Below are 17,380 nucleotides of genomic sequence, written 5' to 3'. Positions count from 1 at the left end.
GGCATTTGATTGAGTTTAAAGGTGGCTTTATAGCCACCTTTTTAGTTTATAAACGTTTAACTAAATGGACTATTTTTTGATCCACTGTGTTTTATAAAGGTCATTTCTTTTATCTAAAAAGTTAGTGACAGCCCCTTCAGCGCGCAGTTTTTTGAGTGCGGCTAAATCGACATCGGCAAACATCAGCATTTCGGTATTCGGGGTGCTTTCTGTTAAAACGGCATCATGTGGAAACGCAAAATCAGAAGGGGTAAAAACAGCTGAGCGCGCATATTGCACATCTAAACTATCGACACTAGGTAAATTGCCCACGCTACCAGCTATAGCAACATAACATTCGTTTTCAATTGCTCTGGCTTGAGCGCAATGGCGAACTCTTAAATAAGCATTTTTGGTATCTACCCAAAATGGCACAAATAAAATTTCTAATCCTTGCTCGCCCATTAAACGGCCTAATTCAGGAAACTCGACATCGTAACAAATTAATATACCAATTTTGCCAGCGTCCGTATCAAATACTTGTAATTTGTCACCGCCTTCAATTACCCAAGCCCATTTTTCGTGAGGGGTAATATGCAGTTTTCGTTGCTCTTCTACTGTGCCATCTCTGCGGCATAGATAACTCACATTATATAAATGTTCGTTTTCAACCAAAGGCATAGAGCCTGTAATAATATTTATATTGTAACTGACCGCCATGCGTGACATTTGTGTGCAAAATTCATTGGTAAACCCAGCTAAAAAGCGAATTGCTTCGGTGCGATTTTTATCTGGTGATAGCCCCATTAGTGGCGCGTTAAAAAACTCTGGAAACAGGGCAAAATCACTTTGATATTCAGATAAAGCATCAACAAAATATTCAACTTGTTGAATGAGATCTTCAAAGCTGCTGACTTCCCGCATTTGCCACTGAACAACACCTAACCTTGCTTGAGTGGCACGCGTATCGACCACCGAAGCTTCTGGTTCGTACATGATGTTATTCCACTCAAGTAAGGTAGCATAGCCTTCTGATTTTTCGTCTTCGGGTAAATATTTGCGCAGTAATCTTTTAACCTGAAAATCATTTGATAATTGAAAGGTTAAAATTGGGTCATACACTTCTTTACGGCTAACTGCATTGATGTATTCAGATGGTTTTAGCTCGTCACTGTATTTGTGGTAAGCCGTTATGCGACCGCCAGCTAATATCGCTTTTAGATTATACTGGCGGCATAACTCTTTGCGTGCATCGTACAGCCGACGGCCTAAACGAAAACCTCGATAATCTGGATGAATCAGCATATCAAGCCCATAAACCGCATCGCCTTTAGCGTTATTTAATATTTCGCTTTGTGGGCCAATTAAATCATCATAAGTATGCGGGTTACTAAATCGGTCGTAGTCAACTAATACAGATAAGGCAATACCAACGAGTTTATCTTCATCCATTAGGCCAAGTTGACCTTCCGGAAAGTCCTCAATTAATTGAGTGATGGTTTTTTCAGGCCAAGCACCACCAATATCGTTATAAACACGATCCATTAAGGTTTTTACTTGCCCATAATGTTGTGGTTCTAAATTGATTAAACTTAAATGGAGATCTTGAAGGCTCATGTCGCATCCTGTTCGTCGAAATAGCGGGAGAAGTAGAGGCTAAGTTAATTCGCTAATATGCTTTAGTCAATTATTGTTTTCGATCTAAATTGGTAAGAAGAGGGCTAAATTTTTTATTATCGTTTTTGATACTCATTGTAGTCGAAAAATTGGTATGTTAGAGGAGGGGCAGGCCATCGAAATCTTTTGATTTGATGGCCATTACTGACCGCTAATATTTAAGTGCTGCGAGTATTTAAAGTGATATGCAAACTAGCAGCGCAAGTTATTTTTAAATAGGAAACCCTGTTGTTGGTGATGTTGGCGACTTTAAAATTTAAGCCCTAAACAAATGCTTTTGTTGCTAGTGTTAAATTTAAACAGGAGCATTTGCTTAAATAGACAAGCTAAAAATAATAATCAACCGATGCATAAAAAGCGGAAAAGTCACCTTCGCCTACGTCACCATTGGCATCTATATAACCGTTTTGGGTTAAATACTCTAAATAAAACCATCCCGGACCATAATTATAACTTACACCAGGGGCAAATGCGGTTACGCTATCTGCGCTATTGCCATTGGTATTTGTTTTTGCCCAGTTAGCATTAATGTAAGCAAACCAATTGTTGTGTTTGTAGCCTATTTCTATTGCGGCGCGATCATTTTCAATGTCAGTTGCTAAATTATTTACTAAACGGTAATTGTCGGGTAGCTCTCGGTTTACTTTTATCCACTGCGTTTTTACATATAGTGGATTAAAGGTAGCAATGTAATAAAGTGCTAGTGCATTGTGTTTGCCATCAACTGGAGCTGGGTTTTGGTCACTGGCTAAATTAGGTTCGCTTAAATCTTGTAACTTACCGGTTTGGAAAGACGCACCTAACTTATGATTTGAATTTAATTGATAACTGGCATCGGCAACCAAAGTTTGGATTTTTCGGTAGCCCGATGCGCTGCCCCAATGCCCATTGTCATCGAGCGAGTCTGTGCTGGATTCGCCCCAATCGTCGGCATGATAATAAGCTAAATTGTAAGTTAGGTTTTGGCGGCTTGCTTTATATTTTATCCCAACATCCATTTGGTCGCCATAGCCACCTTGGAGCATGTCACCTGGCCAGAAATTTACTGTTTTCCAGCCAAATGGTACTTGACTTTTACCTAAATAGAGCTGATTTTGCTCATCAATTTTGTAATTAATCCAAGCCTTGTGTAAGGCCACGTTATCTCCACTTGAGTTACTGCTCGGATCGGTAAATGAGCCAGGGCCTACCCGTAATTCAGCCGACAATGACCAAGGGCGGTTTTCTGCCACATCGTCAACATAAAAAATAAGTGCTTCATCAGCAATATCACCCATAGTGTCTTGGTCGCGTTCAACACTGGCATCGCCACCATCATTTACATATCGGTAATTAAACCAAAGCCCACCTGATAAACTGGGTGAGGCCATTAGTTGGTTTGACGTCATTAATAACAGTGCGCCCGAACATGCAGATAGTTTGAGCAAACGACCACACGAAATGCCTGTGTATCCTTGAGTATTTTTCATTCTATCTCTCACTGGTTAGTTTTCGTTTTGTAAGTATAGACACTTTGGCTATTTTTGTACCTCTGGCATTAATACATTCAGTGAATTAGGATTTATTTTTACACTAAGCGCTTCAGTTTCACGCTCTTCACCATCAATAACATATTTAATATTTTCGTCAGCGGTTAGTTCCACGCTTTTAGCGTGCGCATGCTGAATATTATCGTTAAAGCTGGTATCTGTTAAACCCGAGAGCGCAAGCTCAAACAAATTAAAAATTGGTTCACTTGATGATGCTGTATGCGGTATCCAAGTAATGTCTAATTTACCATCTCGGATATTTGGAATACCTCTGCCTTGCGCTAACACTGTGGTAATAGGTGCTGCGTTGGCAATTGTTATACTATTAATATTAATTTCTTGTGGTTCATTATCATCAAGCTTTAGTTTTAATTTAAAAGCTTGATTTTGCCCAATTGCACGCCATAAGCCTTGTAAATAAGCAAACTGACCGTGCGCATTTTTTTCTTCTCGGCTCGCTTGTTCTACCATTTTTTGTTCAAATCCAACACCGGCAAGCAATAGCATTAATTCGCCATTACATTGAGCGGTATCTATTTTTTCACTAAAACCTTCAATAATGTTTAAACAGGCAGACTCAATTGGAATAATTTTTGAACTTATTCCCCAAAGTACGTGGCTCATCGCATTCGTTGTGCCTAAGGGAATAATGCCTAAAATGGCATCTGTATCAATTAGCGCTGTAGCAACTTGAGTGACAGTGCCATCTCCACCACAGGCGATAATAGTTTGCACGCCCTCGTCAATCGCTTGCTGGGCGAGTTCGGTTCCACTAACCGTTTCTGACGTGGTTTTTATCGTCAATTTAAAATAATGAGATAATTGTTTAATAATATAATCTTCGTTTTTTTCCCACTTTCTGCCACCAGCAACTGGGTTGGCGATGAGCCAAGCTGCGTTTTTAATAATAAGTTGTTTGCTTTTGTGATAGCGAGTTAGGCGCGTAAATTGTCTTTTATTTAGGCGGGCGGTTTGTCTAATCTTTTGTATTTTCTCAAGCGCCTGAGTCACCGTCATTTGAGGGTTCTGGCTTAATATATAAGCAGCCATCATAAATACTGATCGGCCTCTGCCTAAAGCGCAATGAATAACCACTGCGTTGTCAGCTTTTTGGTGCGTCTGCAGCCAATGTAATGCTCGGGTTACTTGCGCTAAACTGGGGGTTGAGTGATCCAATATTGGTAGGTTTAAATAATCGATATTTTCACCTAGCAAGCTAATGTCTAATGCATTAAATTCCGCAGTCACATCTAATACTGCAGTGATTTTATGCTCATTTAAATCTTCGACATCTGAAGGAAATAAACGGCGAGCTAAAAATAAATTGTCATCTATTTTTTGTAGCGCAGGCACAGGATCGTTTTTTCGAGCAAACGCATTATAAAGCTGAGTCGCCAATAAAAACGGTATAAATAGCCAGCGGATATAAAAAGGAATTGAGCCCGATTGACGTTTTCGAAAAATATTAGGGTTATTAAGTAAGTAGGCAATGCTCACGGCTAAAAAAGAAGCTGCGCACCAAATAAAAAATAATTGAAAATAAATATTTTGGCTTAAAATCGTTAAAAATAGAAAAATACCTGTTACAACCAAATAAAACTGAGGATGAAACATAACAATTAACTCCTGTCATTTGTTGTTTTGCGTTTTAATAAGGGTGTTAAATTTATAGGCTGTTGAACTAAAGACGTTAACAGCCCCTAGTAAGCTAAAGGAAAAAGAGAGAATGCGCAAATTAAGCGTTTAATTAGATGAGTTTATGTTTACTGTATCTCAATTTGAAATACAGTAATAAATGGGATATCGCGATAAAAGATAATTGCGCGCTCTAAGCTGATTAGTTCGCTTTGTATGCTTGTGTTTTCCACAATGGCACAGTCGACAAGCTGTGTTTAAAGCTGCCGGATGTTTCTTTAGTTGAATACGACACATACATTAATGTTTGATTTTTTGGGTCAAATATTCTGCGTATTTTCATTGATTTAAAAAAAATACTTTTTGATTTTTTAAATACAATTTCGCCTGATTTTCCTTTATCTATTTGCTCAAGCATAGCTGAGGTAATAGGGCCTGTCTGGCGACACGAAATAGAGCTATCACTAGGATCCGCTAAACTTAAATTAGCTTCAATTGAGGCGATATGACAAGTTACGCCGGTGACAATAGGATCGGTTAAAGTATCAATTTTAATGTCTTTAGTGGTAAATAAACCAAGTGATACATCGCCCACTTCATTGTCACTACAGGCGGTTAACGCGGTGATCAAACAAGCTGAACAAAGTATTTTCCAACGTACTGTCATGTTAATGTCCTTAATTAGAAATTTAATCAATATTATCATGCTATATCAGTTAAAATATCAGAGATTAGACAAAATTGAAGTTGATTTATGTTAGAGCATTTAAATTTACCCGATTCAAATCAGGCTAAGCGATTATTTCATGGCCGAGGTCATGCCTATCCCGGATTTGAACACATATGTATTGATTGGTTTTCGCCAGTTATTTTAATCACTGCTTATAAACCAATAGATGAACAATTACTTGCGCAAGTGGTTAAATATTTTAGTCGCGCTGATAGCTTGGTTAAATCAATACAATTGCAACAAAGGTATTTGCCACAAGCTCCTGTTTCTGTGTTACACGGCGATTTAGTTGAAGATTTAACCCTTGAAGAAAATGGACTGCAATTTAATGCAACGCTTGGGCGCTCACAAAATCATGGCTTATTTTTAGATATGGCGTTGGGCCGAGATTGGGTTCGAGCGCGGAGTCAAAATAAAAGTGTGCTTAATTTATTTGCTTACACTTGTGCTTTTTCGGTAGCGGCTCATGCGGGTGGTGCTCGTAAAATTTTAAACTTGGATATGAGCAAAGCAGCGCTAAGGCGTGGCCGAGAAAATCATTTATTAAATGGTCAAGACCCTAGCATAGTGCAATTTGAGTCAGTCGATTTATTTAAATCATTTGGTCGAGTTAAAAAGCATGGCCCATATGATTTAATTATTTGTGATCCGCCTGCATTCCAAAAAGGGAGTGTTAATATTGAACGTGATTATAAAAAAATTATTCGGCGTTTACCTGAATACGCGGCTGATCAAGCAGAGGTAGTTTTGTGTTTAAATTCACCGGATTTAGACGATAGATTTTTGGCTGAAACAGTTGCAGAGCATTGTCCACAATGTGAATTTATCCAAACAATTAACGCGCCAGAGGTATTTAGAGACGCTATCCCTGGCAAAGGTTTAAAAATACAGGTTTATCGATTTAATGCAAAGCCTTAAAGGTTTTGCATTAAATCTTAAGGTTAGCTTTTTAATCTTAATCTTTAACGTCTGCAACAAATTGCTGAATGCTCATATCGTCTGGTAAATTTTGGTGAAATTCATCTAAAGCGGCTTCAACGTGAGTTAACAGTGCCATTTCTTCATCAGTCGCAACTTGAGTTGCAAGATAAAAATGCTTAATCATTAAATCACTTTGATTTAATTTTTGAAAACAAAAGCCTAAATTGTAATGGGACAAGGCATATTCAGGTTCAATCGTAATTGATTGCTCAAAATACTGTTTCGCTTTTTCATGGTCGCCCATAAAAGCGGCAATGAGTCCTAGTCCGTACAAGCTTAAATAATGCTCAGGGTGAGCTTCTGCTATTTGCTGAATTAGCTTGTCACCTTCAGTTTGATGCCCAGATTCGATTAACTGAAAGGCTTTTTCTAATTCTTCTTCTAATTTGATGTTTATCGATTCAGACATATCTCTACACTTAAATTAATTGGTAAATTGCTATTTTAATCTTTTTTTCAGCCAGAGTCAGTTAAAGCTAAATTTTTAATGTATTTACTTGAATTTGTAAACGCGCTACTCACTCTGATCGGTAATACTAAAATAAATTTGTTTGTTTACTGTGTTGTTTGGCTAATTCAATTGGCCAATCTTGATTACGGTAAGGCGTATAGCCAAGTTGCTCTGTGAGGAGTTTTAACCAAAGTCGACTCAACTCATGAACTTGAGCGTTATCAGCTGTATGTATAAACAAATAAGGCCTTTTTCCTTGGTTTAGCCAGCTTTCAAAATGTTTTAACCAAGGTTGAATAAAAGGCTGATTGGCCATTAAATTAGTTTGCCCAACGTATCTCACTATAGGTTGTTCGCCAGTTGATAATAAATGTACAGGGACTTTAGGTTTTTTGTTTTGTGCATCAATAATGGCTTTGCTGTGCGGTAATTCACTGTGAACGGGTCGAGTATCCATCATTACACGATCGACATTATATTGAATGAGCAATTGGTTGAGTGCTTTTTCTGAATCACCTTTATTAAAAAAGTCAGGGTGTCTCACTTCAACTGCTAGTGGTACTTTATGACTATATTGGCTTAAAAAATCGGCTAGCTCAGCTAATCGGTTAGCAGAAAAATATGGTGGTAGTTGTACTTGAAAAGCCGCTATTTGTTGTTTATCCAGCATGGGAGAAAATAATGCAAAAAAGTCTTCTATTTGCGTTTGGCTGGCTGCTAAACCTTGCTTGTGGGTGATCAGTTGAGGTAATTTAAAACAGAACTTAAAATGTTGATTAACTTGCGCTGACCATTGAGAGACGGTTTGAACCGACGGCAACGCATAAAACGTGGTATTGCCCTCAACGCTGGTATAGTACTGGGCGTATTCAGCTAAATGCTGCTTGGCGGCGCGTTTGTCGCTAAAAAAGTTGTGCTGCCAATCAGGGTGACTCCACTGTGGACACCCTAATTGGATTTGTGCTTTGTGTGCAGACATTTATTGATCTTTATAAACACCCGTGTCAAGTAGCGCTTTTGCTAAATCAATCATTTTGATTTCAGTGTTTTCTTGCTCATCTTGCCAGTTAAGGCCCAATAATACACCTTCAGCTCCAAGTTCTTCTACCCAAAAATCTAGGTATTCTTGTACCGGAATGGCGCTTGGAGTATAAATATCCCATTCATCGGTACAAGCCGCTTGGGCTGCTTCTTGGCTGCTCCAAACTAAAAAAACTTCATCTTCTGGATTAAATTGTGAGTCTACAACAACCCAATCTTCGTCGTTGCCCGCGGTCAGTGCCCACATTTGTTGATTGTCGCGAATCGATTCGGCAAATTCCGTTGATGCTTGCTGGTTATCTTTCATTATAATCCTATTTAATCAAGTAATTTGAACGGTCTCTATTGTAGTCATATTTTGTGCTTATGTGTAGTTTAGTTGGTCTCGATTAAACGACTTATCACGCCATTTATGAATCAACAACAGAGAAACAGGTTTTGCTATTTCGTATTTTGCTCAATTTTAGTTAAAATAGCTTAATTAATTATTTTCTAATTTAAAAATTGCGAGTTTATATGTCAGCCAGCGGTACTTTATATGTGATTTCGGCACCTAGTGGTGCAGGTAAATCCAGTTTAATTAAAGCTTATTTAAAACAAGCGGTGGCTAAAGCTGCAGTTTCAGTTTCGCATACTACACGTTCGCCGCGCCCTGGTGAAATAGACGGTGAGCATTATCATTTTGTCGATCATGCTAAATTTGAAGATATGATTGAGCAAGATGATTTTTTTGAATGGGCAAAAGTATTCGATAATTATTATGGCACTTCAAAAGCTGCAATAGAGCAAACGCTTGAGCAAGGTTATGATGTATTTTTAGATATTGATTGGCAAGGCGCTCGCCAAGTTAAACAATTAAAGCCAGATGCAAAAAGTATTTTTATTGCGCCACCGTCACAAGCGGCATTGTTAACGCGTTTATTAAACCGTCGTCAAGACAGTGAAGAGGTCATTAATAAGCGGATGGCTGAAGCTCACAGTGAAATTTCGCATTACACTGAGTTTGATTATATTATTGTCAATGATGAATTTGAACTGGCATTGAGTGAATTAACCGCTATTTTAATCGCTAATCGGTGTTCTCAAGCTAAACAAGCAAAAAAATATCAAGCATTGTTTGATGATCTCTTGGCGAAAGGCTGATCATAAAGTAAACTGTCAGGCCTAATTTTAAATAACAGAACATTTAGCGGAGTAAATATGGCTCGCGTAACCGTAGAAGATGCAGTAGACAAAGTTGGTAACCGCTTTGATTTAATTTTGGTTGCATCACGTCGTGCTCGTCAAATTGCCTCAGAAGGTAAAGAACCTTTAGTTGAAGTTGATAACGACAAACCAACCGTTATCGCATTACGTGAAATTGAAGCTGATTTAATCAGTGCAGAAATTATGGATGCGCAGGAACGTCGCGAAACTCAAGAGCAAGAAGCCGCTGAAATTGCTGCTGTTGCTGCGTTTTCGCAAAATCACGACGAGTAATCTACAGCTCCTAATTGCTTAATAAAACCGCACTTAAGTTATCTTTTGTGCGGTTTTATTGTTTTTGCAATTCATGCATTTATTCCTAACTTGTTAAAATGCCTTGTTTGCGCTAAGGCTAGAACATGTGGTTTTATCATTTTTTAAAGGATTATTTGTTAATTGATTTGTACTACGCAATTATATTAGGATGATCTTTCTCAAATTATCTGAAAATAGATAACTTTATTGTGTTTTAAATCAAGCGGAATCATGTTTAGTGGAACTTTTTCGAGATCTAGGTGAGTTAGCAAAATCTTATTTATCGCCCGAGCAGTGCGCACAAATTGAGCATGCTTACACAGTCGCGCATGATGCTCATGAAGGCCAATTTAGAAGTAGCGGTGAACCTTACATTACTCATCCGGTTGCTGTTGCTAAAATTTTAGCGCACATGCATTTGGATCATGAAACCTTATGCGCTGCACTGTTGCATGATGTTATAGAAGATACCTCAACTACTAAAGATGATTTAGCCGAAGTATTTGGTTCTGTTATTGCCGATTTAGTCGAAGGCGTGAGCAAGCTAGACAAAATGAATTTTGATAGCAAAAAAGAAGCTCAAGCTGAAAACTTTCGTAAAATGGTTATGGCCATGGTTCAGGATATTCGAGTTATCCTGATAAAGTTAGCCGATCGCACTCATAATATGCGAACACTTGATTCGTTAAGACCAGATAAACGACGCCGCATAGCCACTGAAACCCTTGAAATTTATGCTCCAATTGCACACCGGCTTGGTATTCATGATATTAAAAACGAGCTTGAAAATTTAGGCTTTAAAGCCATGTATCCCATGCGTTATCGTGCGTTGGGCGCGGCGGTTAAACAAGCGCGTGGTCACCGAAAAGACATTATTGAAAAAATTGGTAACGAGATCCGCCAGCGCATTTTAGAAACCAATATTGATTGCATTGTAAAAGGTCGCGAAAAACATTTGTATAGCATCTACAAAAAGATGAAAAACAAAGAGCTAATGTTTAACGATGTAATGGATATTTATGCATTTAGAATTGTGGTTGATAACACAGATACCTGCTACCGAACGCTAGGGGTGATGCATAACTTGTACAAACCAATCGATCACAGGTTTAAAGATTACATTGCTATTCCCAGAATGAACGGCTATCAATCATTGCATTCATCTTTGATTGGCCCGCATGGTATTCCGCTGGAAATTCAAATTAGAACCAATGATATGGAATTAACAGCTGACCGTGGGGTTGCAGCTCATTGGTTATATAAGGGCGGTTCAGATGCAGGCGGCACGACCGCTCAAGTTCGAGCGCAGCGCTGGATGAATAGTTTGCTTGATCTTCAGCAAAGTGCTGGAAACTCGTTTGAATTTATCGAAAATGTTAAGTCAGATTTATTCCCTGACGAAATTTATGTATTTACGCCAAAAGGTAAAATTATAGAGCTACCTAAAGGTGCAACGCCTGTTGATTTTGCATTTGCGCTTCATACAGATGTTGGTTTTAGATGTGTTGGTGCAACAGTGGACAAAAAGCCACTGCCATTAAATCAACCATTAGTGAACGGGCAAACTGTTCATATAGTGACTTCAAAACGAGCACGACCAAATGTCACTTGGCTCAACTTTGTGATTACGCCAAGAGCTCGGCTAAGTATTCGTAATTACCTTAAAAAACTAAAAGGTGAAGAGTCGGTTGATTTAGGTCGTCGGTTATTAAAGGTCGCACTAGGCGGACTTGATATTAATGAAATATCAGACGACAAAATTGCAGAAGTGTTGAGTGAGACTAAGCTTCAAACCGTACACCAGTTGTTAGCTGAAATTGGTTTAGGCAATTTAATGAGCATTGTGATTGCCCGTAAATTGCTACAGCAAGAAAACGAAGACACAGCATTAGATCACTATTCAGAAAAAACAGTCTCAATAAAAGGGGCTGAAGGTATGTTGGTTTCTTTTGGTAAGTGCTGCCGACCTATTCCGGGCGATGACATTATTGCGCATGTGAGCCCGGGTAAAGGCATAGTGGTACATATTGAAAATTGCCACAATGTTAGAGATCACCACGTGGAGCCTTCAAAATATTTTTCTGTCAGTTGGGATAACTCGCCAGAAGAAGAGTTTTCATGTGCGCTTAGAATTGAGCTGCACAACGTCCACGGGGCTCTGGCACGAGTAACCGGCGCTATTTCACAGCTAGGCTCTAATATTCAAAGTTTATACTCAGAAGAAAAAGACAGTTATTTATACACGGTAGATTTAATCTTAACCGTACATGACCGAGTACATTTAGCTCAAATAATGAAGAAAGTTCGCCATATTGACGAAGTTCAGCGAATTATTCGATACAGAAGCTAATCTTAAAAAATTAAGGATTCAAAATGTCTAAACAAGTAATTTCAACTAAAAAAGCACCCGCTGCGATTGGTACATACAGCCAAGCCGTAAAAGTGGGTGGAACCGTTTATTTATCAGGCCAAATTCCGTTAATTCCTGAAAGTATGGAAATGATCACTAGTGGTTTTGTAGATGAAGCTCATCAAGTATTTAAAAACTTACAAGCAGTTTGTGAAGCAGCAGGCGGCACTTTAAATGACTTAGCAAAAGTGAACATTTATTTAACTGATTTAGATAACTTTGCCCAGGTAAATGAAGTGATGGCGCAATACTTTACTCAGCCTTATCCAGCTCGTGCTGCGATTGGGATTAGCCAATTACCCAAAGGCGCACAAATTGAAATTGACGGCATATTAGATATTCCGGGTATTAATTAACCTAAAATCGGTTTAATAGATATGTTTCAAACGGTTTTAAAATATTAACTAAAGAGCAGCTTAGGCTGCTCTTTTTGTGCTAAATAAAAAAATTAACCACAATGACTCCAGATAGATTAAAACGCATTCAGGATATGCTGAAAAACAGACAACCCGATTTAACTGTTTGTTTAGAAGAGGTACATAAAACCCATAATTTATCTGCCATAGTCCGAACTGCAGACTCAATTGGTATTCATGAAGTGCATGCCATTTTAGCTGGAAAAGATTCACGGGTGCGTTCAGGCACAGCCCGAGGTAGTCAAAATTGGGTAAAAATGAATGTTCACGACAATATTGAAACCGCCGTTAGTCAATTTAAGCAACAAGGCATGCAAGTTTTAGCCACTAGTTTATCTGAGCGCTCAGTTGATTATCGAAAAATTGATTATACTCGGCCAACCGCGATCATTTATGGGCAAGAAAAATACGGTATTTCAGATGCGGCACTAGAGCTTGCCGACCAGCATATTATTATTCCTATGCTTGGCATGGCTGAATCGCTTAATGTGTCGGTTGCCAACGGATTAATTCTATACGAAGCCATGCAGCAACGAGAAGCGGCAAATATGTATGGCCAATCGCGCTTGCCTAAATCAGAAGAGCAGCGTATTTTATTTGAGCGAGGGCATCCAGTTTTTGCTGAGATATGTCGTCAAAAACAACTATCTTACCCATTTATAAATGAGCAAGGTGAAATTGAAGCCAGCGATGATTGGTGGCAAAAATTACAAACCCATAAATCAAGTTGGTAGTTTGATTAATGGGTTCTGACTATAGTAAAAGCAGCACTACAGAGGAAAAAATGAAATTAGAATCTTTAGCACTACACCACGGTTATGAATCTGAAGCGACAACCAAAGCAGCAGCTGTTCCGATTTATCAAACCACCTCGTACACTTTTGATAATACTCAGCATGGTGCTGATCTGTTCGATTTAAAAGTACCGGGCAATATTTATACTCGCATTATGAATCCAACTACAGATGTGCTTGAACAAAGAGTTACAGCAATGGAAGGTGGGATTGCAGGTTTGGCGCTGGCATCTGGGATGGCTGCTATTACCTACGCCATTCAATGTATTACTGAAGTGGGCACTAATATTGTTAGTACTTCTCAATTGTATGGCGGCACTTACAATTTATTTGCGCATACTTTACCACGCCAAGGCGTTGATGTTCGTATGGTTTCGGCAGATGATATCGATGCTTTTGATGCCGCAATAGATGAAAATACCAGAGCGGTATTTTGTGAATCTATCGGTAACCCCGCTGGTAATGTGGTTGATATTAAAAAACTGGCTGAAATAGCGCATAAACATGGCGTACCACTGATTGTTGATAATACAGTTGCAACTCCGTTTTTATGTCGACCAATTGAATTAGGTGCAGATATTGTGGTGCATTCTTTGACTAAATATATTGGCGGTCATGGCACTTCTGTCGGCGGTATTATTATAGATTCAGGCAAGTTCGATTGGGTTGCAAATAAAGAAAGGTTTAAAGTATTAAACGAACCTGATCCTTCATATCACGGTGTAGTATATACCGAAGCTTTAGGCGCGGCTGCGTATATCGGCCGGTGTCGGGTTGTACCTCTTAGAAATACAGGTGCTGCAATTTCGCCAATGAATGCTTTTCAAATTTTACAAGGCTTAGAAACACTTGGTTTGCGCATGGAGCGTCACTGTGAAAATGCAGAAAAATTAGCGCAGTATTTATCTAACCACGATAAAGTAAACTGGGTTAATTATGCAGCGCTTGCTGACAGTCCATATCATGCTGCTTGCCAAAAAATATCAGGCGGAAAAGCTTCTGGTATTTTAAGTTTTGGTATTAAAGGCGGCGCTGAAGCGGGCACTCAATTTATTGATGCGTTGCAAATGATTTTACGTTTGGTCAATATTGGTGATGCTAAATCGTTGGCTTGCCATCCAGCATCCACTACCCATAGACAACTTAATGAAGATGAATTAAAAAGTGCTGGCGTTAGCACTGAATTGGTTCGTATTTCAGTCGGTATTGAAAATATCGATGACATTATTGCCGATGTAAGCCAAGCGCTAGATGCTGTGACTGTTAGTTAATAAGAGTAATTAATGAAGTTAGAATCGATCGCTTTGCATCACGGATACGAAGCCGAAGCGACAACTAAGGCTGCTGCTGTGCCTATTTATCAAACCACATCTTACACGTTTGATAATACACAGCACGGAGCCGACTTAAATAACATGAAAGTTAAGGGTAATATTTATACCCGAATTATGAACCCAACCGCTGACGTGCTGGAAAAGCGTGTTGCTGAAATGGAAGGCGGAATCGCCGGCCTGGCTTTGGCATCTGGAATGACAGCCATCACTTATGCTATTCAATCGTTAACTGAATCTGGTGATAACATTGTGAGTACTAGCCAGTTATATGGCGGTAGTTACACTTTATTTTCACACGTATTACCTCGAATGGGGGTTAATGTGAAAATGGTGAGCGCTGACGATTTTGCAGGGTTTGATGCTGCAATTAACGACAGAACGAAAGCGATTTTTTGTGAATCGATAGGAAACCCAGCAGGTAATGTGGTTGATGTTGCTAAATTGGCGGACATTGCGCATCACCATGGCATACCGCTGATTGTTGATAACACGGTGGCAACCCCTTATTTATGTAAACCAATTGAGTTGGGTGCTGATATTGTGGTGCACTCTTTAACTAAATATATTGGCGGGCATGGCACCTCTGTTGGTGGGGTTATTGTCGATTCTGGTAAATTTGATTGGGCGGCAGATAAAAAGCGTTTCAGAGTGCTTAATGAGCCCGAACCTGCGTATCATAATTTAAATTTTGCCCAAGCCTTAGGCGAGCTGGCTTATATTACTCGTTGTCGGGTTGTTTCGCTTAGAATTACTGGCGCTGCAATTGCGCCTATGAATGCGTTTCAAATCTTACAAGGGTTAGAAACTTTAGGGCTTAGAGTTGAGCGCCACTGTCAAAATGCCCAAAAGCTGGCCGCATTTTTATTAAAACATAATAAAGTAAATTGGGTTAATTATGCAGCCTTGCCGGATAGCCCTTATTATCAAAATTGTCAGAAAATATCAGGTGGAAAAGCATCTGGTATTTTAAGTTTTGGTATTAAAGGCGGAGCCCCCGCCGGTGCGCAATTTATTGATGCGCTGCAAATGATATTAAGATTAGTGAACATTGGCGACGCTAAATCGTTAGCTTGCCATCCGGCGTCGACTACGCATCGCCAACTAACACCTGAGCAGTTAAAAAGTGCGGGTGTGAGCCAAGAACTCGTCAGGATTTCTGTTGGTATTGAACATATTGACGATATTATTGCCGATGTAAGCCAAGCATTAGATAGCGTGATTGTATAACCCTTTACCTGATCGTAAAAGAGATGAAGTGAGAGCTGAATTAAAAGCAAAAATCATCCAAGTTTGTGATAAAAAAATAGCAGCAAAAGGAGACTCTGTGGGTGTCTCCTTTTATGCTTTTTTCGCCAATAAAAACGATGATCCAGAATTATTAATGGAAGCTGCCACGTGGTGGATTCAAACACATCAACTCGACCATTTTGAAAAAGCGGCCAAAATTAAAGCTATGGTTATTGAGGGAGAGTGAGTTCTGCTTAAATTATAAAATGTCTTCAAATGGATCTAGCTTGCCTACCTTAACCGCTAATAGTAGAATGAATATTCATTGAACAGGAGAAATGACATGGCTCAACCAATAAAAAGAGTAACTATTACCAAGCGTAAAGAGCCTCTAACTGATTTTGCTACATTAGCTATTGTTGGTCGTCATGCTGCTCGCTCTGCCAGAGCTAAAGCAATTGAAAATGGCGTGGGTTATACATTCGCCAAAGAGGGTCGAATAATGAAAAAAAATGCTGATGGTTCGACCCAAGTTGTTAAAATTATGGACGATTTTGACGATTTTCCCTCTTTAGAAGATGAATTGTGCCAAGGTTAAGGTTAATTGCTGGTCCAAATGGTTCAGGTAAAACGACCTTAACGAATGAACTGAGGAATCGATACGATGTTCCTCTAGGCTATTATGTTAATCCTGACGAAATTGAAATAAACTTGCATGATATTGAGTCCGATCCAATTAAGCGTTCTTTACTTGCCCAAAAATTAGCAACCCGATATCGGCAGTCTTGGTTAGATAAAAAAGAATCTCATAGTTATGAATCTGTTATGAGTCACGTTAGCCATTTAGATTATATTAAACAAGCTAACCTTTTGGGCTTTAAAACGTATCTTTATTATGTATGTATTGCAGATCCAGAAATCAATATTGATCGAGTAGATGAAAGAGTTAAACTAGGCGGCCATCCAGTTCCAATTGACAAAATCAAAAGCCGTTACAAGCGTAGCTTAGCCCAACTCTACGATATGGCAAAGCATTGCCATAGAGCCTATTTTTTTGATAATACAGATTTATTAGTCCCCATAGCAGAAATAACACCTAAAGGCATGCTAGACGTTAAAGAAAAAGAATATAACGAAGTTAAACCTGTTTGGTTTCGTGATAATTTACTCATTAAATGGGATAAAAATAAAAGGCGAATATTACGTTAATCGCTTTATTTTCAACCTAACTTTTCTAAATACTCTTTTAAGACATGAGCGTGCGTATGTTGTTTATCTTTTGCACCGTAAAGCAAAATTAAATTTTTGGTATTAACAGCATCAAGGCATTCTTTGGCTACTGGCTTACATTCACTTAATTCAGATAAGTATTTTTTTCTAAAATCGCTCCATTTATCGGGATCGTGATCAAACCATTTTCTCAGTTCATTACTCGGGGCTAACGCTTTCCAGTGTGCGTTGAGTTGAGCTTCTTCTTTAGATATACCGCGAGGCCATATTCGGTCAATTAAAGCATGATAGCCTTGCGGCATGTTTTCATCATAAATACGGTGAATTTTAATTTGCATTTTTCCTCCTAATTTTATGATATTTAACTAAAACGCTGGGTAAGAAGTTAACATATTGAATTTTTTATCCAGAGTTTAAGTTGTTTAGGGCGACACCTAAAATTATAA

19 protein-coding genes are annotated in these 17,380 nt (G+C 38.8%); 11 read left to right on the top strand and 8 right to left on the bottom strand.

What is annotated here, in order from left to right:
• Positions 1–69: 69 nt before the first annotated feature.
• The 4 genes from OLW01_RS13505 to OLW01_RS13490 all read right to left on the bottom strand — a co-directional run bounded on the left by OLW01_RS13505 (position 70) and on the right by OLW01_RS13490 (position 5,487).
• On the bottom strand, positions 70–1,596 hold the full coding sequence (locus OLW01_RS13505) for a carbon-nitrogen hydrolase family protein (protein ID WP_268074443.1): 1,527 nt from the start codon (positions 1,594–1,596) through the stop codon (positions 70–72).
• A 386-nt stretch (positions 1,597–1,982) separates the two neighbouring features.
• The gene (locus OLW01_RS13500) at positions 1,983–3,125 is read right to left on the bottom strand and encodes a porin (RefSeq protein WP_268074442.1); all 1,143 of its coding nucleotides are present in this window, start codon (positions 3,123–3,125) and stop codon (positions 1,983–1,985) included.
• Between the two features lie 48 nt (positions 3,126–3,173).
• Positions 3,174–4,799, bottom strand: coding sequence for a YegS/Rv2252/BmrU family lipid kinase (locus tag OLW01_RS13495; protein ID WP_268074441.1), 1,626 nt, complete (start codon positions 4,797–4,799; stop codon positions 3,174–3,176).
• 223 nt (positions 4,800–5,022) lie between these two features.
• A complete protein-coding gene (locus OLW01_RS13490; RefSeq protein WP_268074440.1) occupies positions 5,023–5,487 on the bottom strand; it encodes a CreA family protein in 465 nt (154 codons plus the stop codon).
• Between the two features lie 87 nt (positions 5,488–5,574).
• Between OLW01_RS13490 and OLW01_RS13485 the strand changes: the two genes are divergently transcribed.
• Entirely contained in the window at positions 5,575–6,468 is an 894-nt protein-coding gene (locus OLW01_RS13485; protein ID WP_268074439.1) for a class I SAM-dependent methyltransferase, read from the top strand.
• A gap of 37 nt (positions 6,469–6,505) precedes the next feature.
• On the opposite strand, the gene OLW01_RS13480 is transcribed toward OLW01_RS13485, so the two are convergent.
• The 3 genes from OLW01_RS13480 to OLW01_RS13470 form a co-directional block, all read right to left on the bottom strand.
• The gene (locus OLW01_RS13480; protein WP_268074438.1) at positions 6,506–6,940 is read right to left on the bottom strand and encodes a tetratricopeptide repeat protein; all 435 of its coding nucleotides are present in this window, start codon (positions 6,938–6,940) and stop codon (positions 6,506–6,508) included.
• 127 nt (positions 6,941–7,067) lie between these two features.
• Positions 7,068–7,961, bottom strand: coding sequence for a DUF72 domain-containing protein (locus OLW01_RS13475; protein ID WP_268074437.1), 894 nt, complete (start codon positions 7,959–7,961; stop codon positions 7,068–7,070).
• Positions 7,962–8,330 carry a DUF2750 domain-containing protein gene (locus OLW01_RS13470; protein ID WP_268074436.1) on the bottom strand — a complete coding sequence of 123 codons (369 nt, stop codon included), beginning with the start codon at positions 8,328–8,330 and terminating at the stop codon, positions 7,962–7,964.
• Between the two features lie 209 nt (positions 8,331–8,539).
• Between OLW01_RS13470 and gmk the strand changes: the two genes are divergently transcribed.
• The 10 genes from gmk to OLW01_RS13420 all read left to right on the top strand — a co-directional run bounded on the left by gmk (position 8,540) and on the right by OLW01_RS13420 (position 16,913).
• Positions 8,540–9,166, top strand: a complete 627-nt coding sequence (gene gmk, locus OLW01_RS13465; protein ID WP_268074435.1) for a guanylate kinase — start codon at positions 8,540–8,542, stop codon at positions 9,164–9,166.
• A 57-nt stretch (positions 9,167–9,223) separates the two neighbouring features.
• Positions 9,224–9,502 carry a DNA-directed RNA polymerase subunit omega gene (rpoZ, locus tag OLW01_RS13460; RefSeq protein ID WP_268074434.1) on the top strand — a complete coding sequence of 93 codons (279 nt, stop codon included), beginning with the start codon at positions 9,224–9,226 and terminating at the stop codon, positions 9,500–9,502.
• 259 nt (positions 9,503–9,761) lie between these two features.
• Positions 9,762–11,873, top strand: a complete 2,112-nt coding sequence (spoT, locus tag OLW01_RS13455; protein ID WP_268074433.1) for a bifunctional GTP diphosphokinase/guanosine-3',5'-bis pyrophosphate 3'-pyrophosphohydrolase — start codon at positions 9,762–9,764, stop codon at positions 11,871–11,873.
• 23 nt (positions 11,874–11,896) lie between these two features.
• The gene (locus OLW01_RS13450; RefSeq protein ID WP_268074432.1) at positions 11,897–12,289 is read left to right on the top strand and encodes a RidA family protein; all 393 of its coding nucleotides are present in this window, start codon (positions 11,897–11,899) and stop codon (positions 12,287–12,289) included.
• Positions 12,290–12,390: 101 nt separating this feature from the next.
• Positions 12,391–13,083, top strand: a complete 693-nt coding sequence (trmH, locus tag OLW01_RS13445) for a tRNA (guanosine(18)-2'-O)-methyltransferase TrmH (RefSeq protein WP_268074431.1) — start codon at positions 12,391–12,393, stop codon at positions 13,081–13,083.
• A 50-nt stretch (positions 13,084–13,133) separates the two neighbouring features.
• Complete coding sequence (locus tag OLW01_RS13440; RefSeq protein WP_268074430.1) at positions 13,134–14,414, top strand: O-acetylhomoserine aminocarboxypropyltransferase/cysteine synthase family protein; 1,281 nt, start codon at positions 13,134–13,136, stop codon at positions 14,412–14,414.
• A 12-nt stretch (positions 14,415–14,426) separates the two neighbouring features.
• Entirely contained in the window at positions 14,427–15,704 is a 1,278-nt protein-coding gene (locus OLW01_RS13435) for an O-acetylhomoserine aminocarboxypropyltransferase/cysteine synthase family protein (protein WP_268074429.1), read from the top strand.
• A 28-nt stretch (positions 15,705–15,732) separates the two neighbouring features.
• Positions 15,733–15,951 (top strand): DUF6500 family protein, encoded by a 219-nt coding sequence (locus OLW01_RS13430; RefSeq protein ID WP_268074428.1) that lies wholly within the window; start codon positions 15,733–15,735, stop codon positions 15,949–15,951.
• 96 nt (positions 15,952–16,047) lie between these two features.
• Positions 16,048–16,302 carry a hypothetical protein gene (locus OLW01_RS13425; protein WP_268074427.1) on the top strand — a complete coding sequence of 85 codons (255 nt, stop codon included), beginning with the start codon at positions 16,048–16,050 and terminating at the stop codon, positions 16,300–16,302.
• A complete protein-coding gene (locus OLW01_RS13420) occupies positions 16,290–16,913 on the top strand; it encodes an ATPase (protein WP_268074425.1) in 624 nt (207 codons plus the stop codon). The genes OLW01_RS13425 and OLW01_RS13420 overlap by 13 nt, the downstream gene beginning before the upstream one ends.
• 11 nt (positions 16,914–16,924) lie before the next feature.
• On the opposite strand, the gene OLW01_RS13415 is transcribed toward OLW01_RS13420, so the two are convergent.
• Complete coding sequence (locus OLW01_RS13415; protein ID WP_268074424.1) at positions 16,925–17,272, bottom strand: DUF488 domain-containing protein; 348 nt, start codon at positions 17,270–17,272, stop codon at positions 16,925–16,927.
• Positions 17,273–17,380: the final 108 nt, after the last annotated feature.

The sequence above is a fragment of the Catenovulum adriaticum genome, from assembly GCF_026725475.1.
Lineage (GTDB): Bacteria > Pseudomonadota > Gammaproteobacteria > Enterobacterales > Alteromonadaceae > Catenovulum > Catenovulum adriaticum.
Note: the sequence above shows the minus strand (reverse complement) of the source record. Positions and strands in the feature narration are given on the sequence as shown.

Coding starts and splice junctions, on each gene's coding strand:
- OLW01_RS13505 (WP_268074443.1), bottom strand. CDS start 1,596: ATGAGCCTTCAAGATCTCCATTTAAGTTTAATCAATTTAGAACCACAA.
- OLW01_RS13500 (WP_268074442.1), bottom strand. CDS start 3,125: ATGAAAAATACTCAAGGATACACAGGCATTTCGTGTGGTCGTTTGCTC.
- OLW01_RS13495 (WP_268074441.1), bottom strand. CDS start 4,799: ATGTTTCATCCTCAGTTTTATTTGGTTGTAACAGGTATTTTTCTATTT.
- OLW01_RS13490 (WP_268074440.1), bottom strand. CDS start 5,487: ATGACAGTACGTTGGAAAATACTTTGTTCAGCTTGTTTGATCACCGCG.
- OLW01_RS13485 (WP_268074439.1), top strand. CDS start 5,575: ATGTTAGAGCATTTAAATTTACCCGATTCAAATCAGGCTAAGCGATTA.
- OLW01_RS13480 (WP_268074438.1), bottom strand. CDS start 6,940: ATGTCTGAATCGATAAACATCAAATTAGAAGAAGAATTAGAAAAAGCC.
- OLW01_RS13475 (WP_268074437.1), bottom strand. CDS start 7,961: ATGTCTGCACACAAAGCACAAATCCAATTAGGGTGTCCACAGTGGAGT.
- OLW01_RS13470 (WP_268074436.1), bottom strand. CDS start 8,330: ATGAAAGATAACCAGCAAGCATCAACGGAATTTGCCGAATCGATTCGC.
- gmk (WP_268074435.1), top strand. CDS start 8,540: ATGTCAGCCAGCGGTACTTTATATGTGATTTCGGCACCTAGTGGTGCA.
- rpoZ (WP_268074434.1), top strand. CDS start 9,224: ATGGCTCGCGTAACCGTAGAAGATGCAGTAGACAAAGTTGGTAACCGC.
- OLW01_RS13450 (WP_268074432.1), top strand. CDS start 11,897: ATGTCTAAACAAGTAATTTCAACTAAAAAAGCACCCGCTGCGATTGGT.
- trmH (WP_268074431.1), top strand. CDS start 12,391: ATGACTCCAGATAGATTAAAACGCATTCAGGATATGCTGAAAAACAGA.
- OLW01_RS13440 (WP_268074430.1), top strand. CDS start 13,134: ATGAAATTAGAATCTTTAGCACTACACCACGGTTATGAATCTGAAGCG.
- OLW01_RS13435 (WP_268074429.1), top strand. CDS start 14,427: ATGAAGTTAGAATCGATCGCTTTGCATCACGGATACGAAGCCGAAGCG.
- OLW01_RS13425 (WP_268074427.1), top strand. CDS start 16,048: ATGGCTCAACCAATAAAAAGAGTAACTATTACCAAGCGTAAAGAGCCT.
- OLW01_RS13415 (WP_268074424.1), bottom strand. CDS start 17,272: ATGCAAATTAAAATTCACCGTATTTATGATGAAAACATGCCGCAAGGC.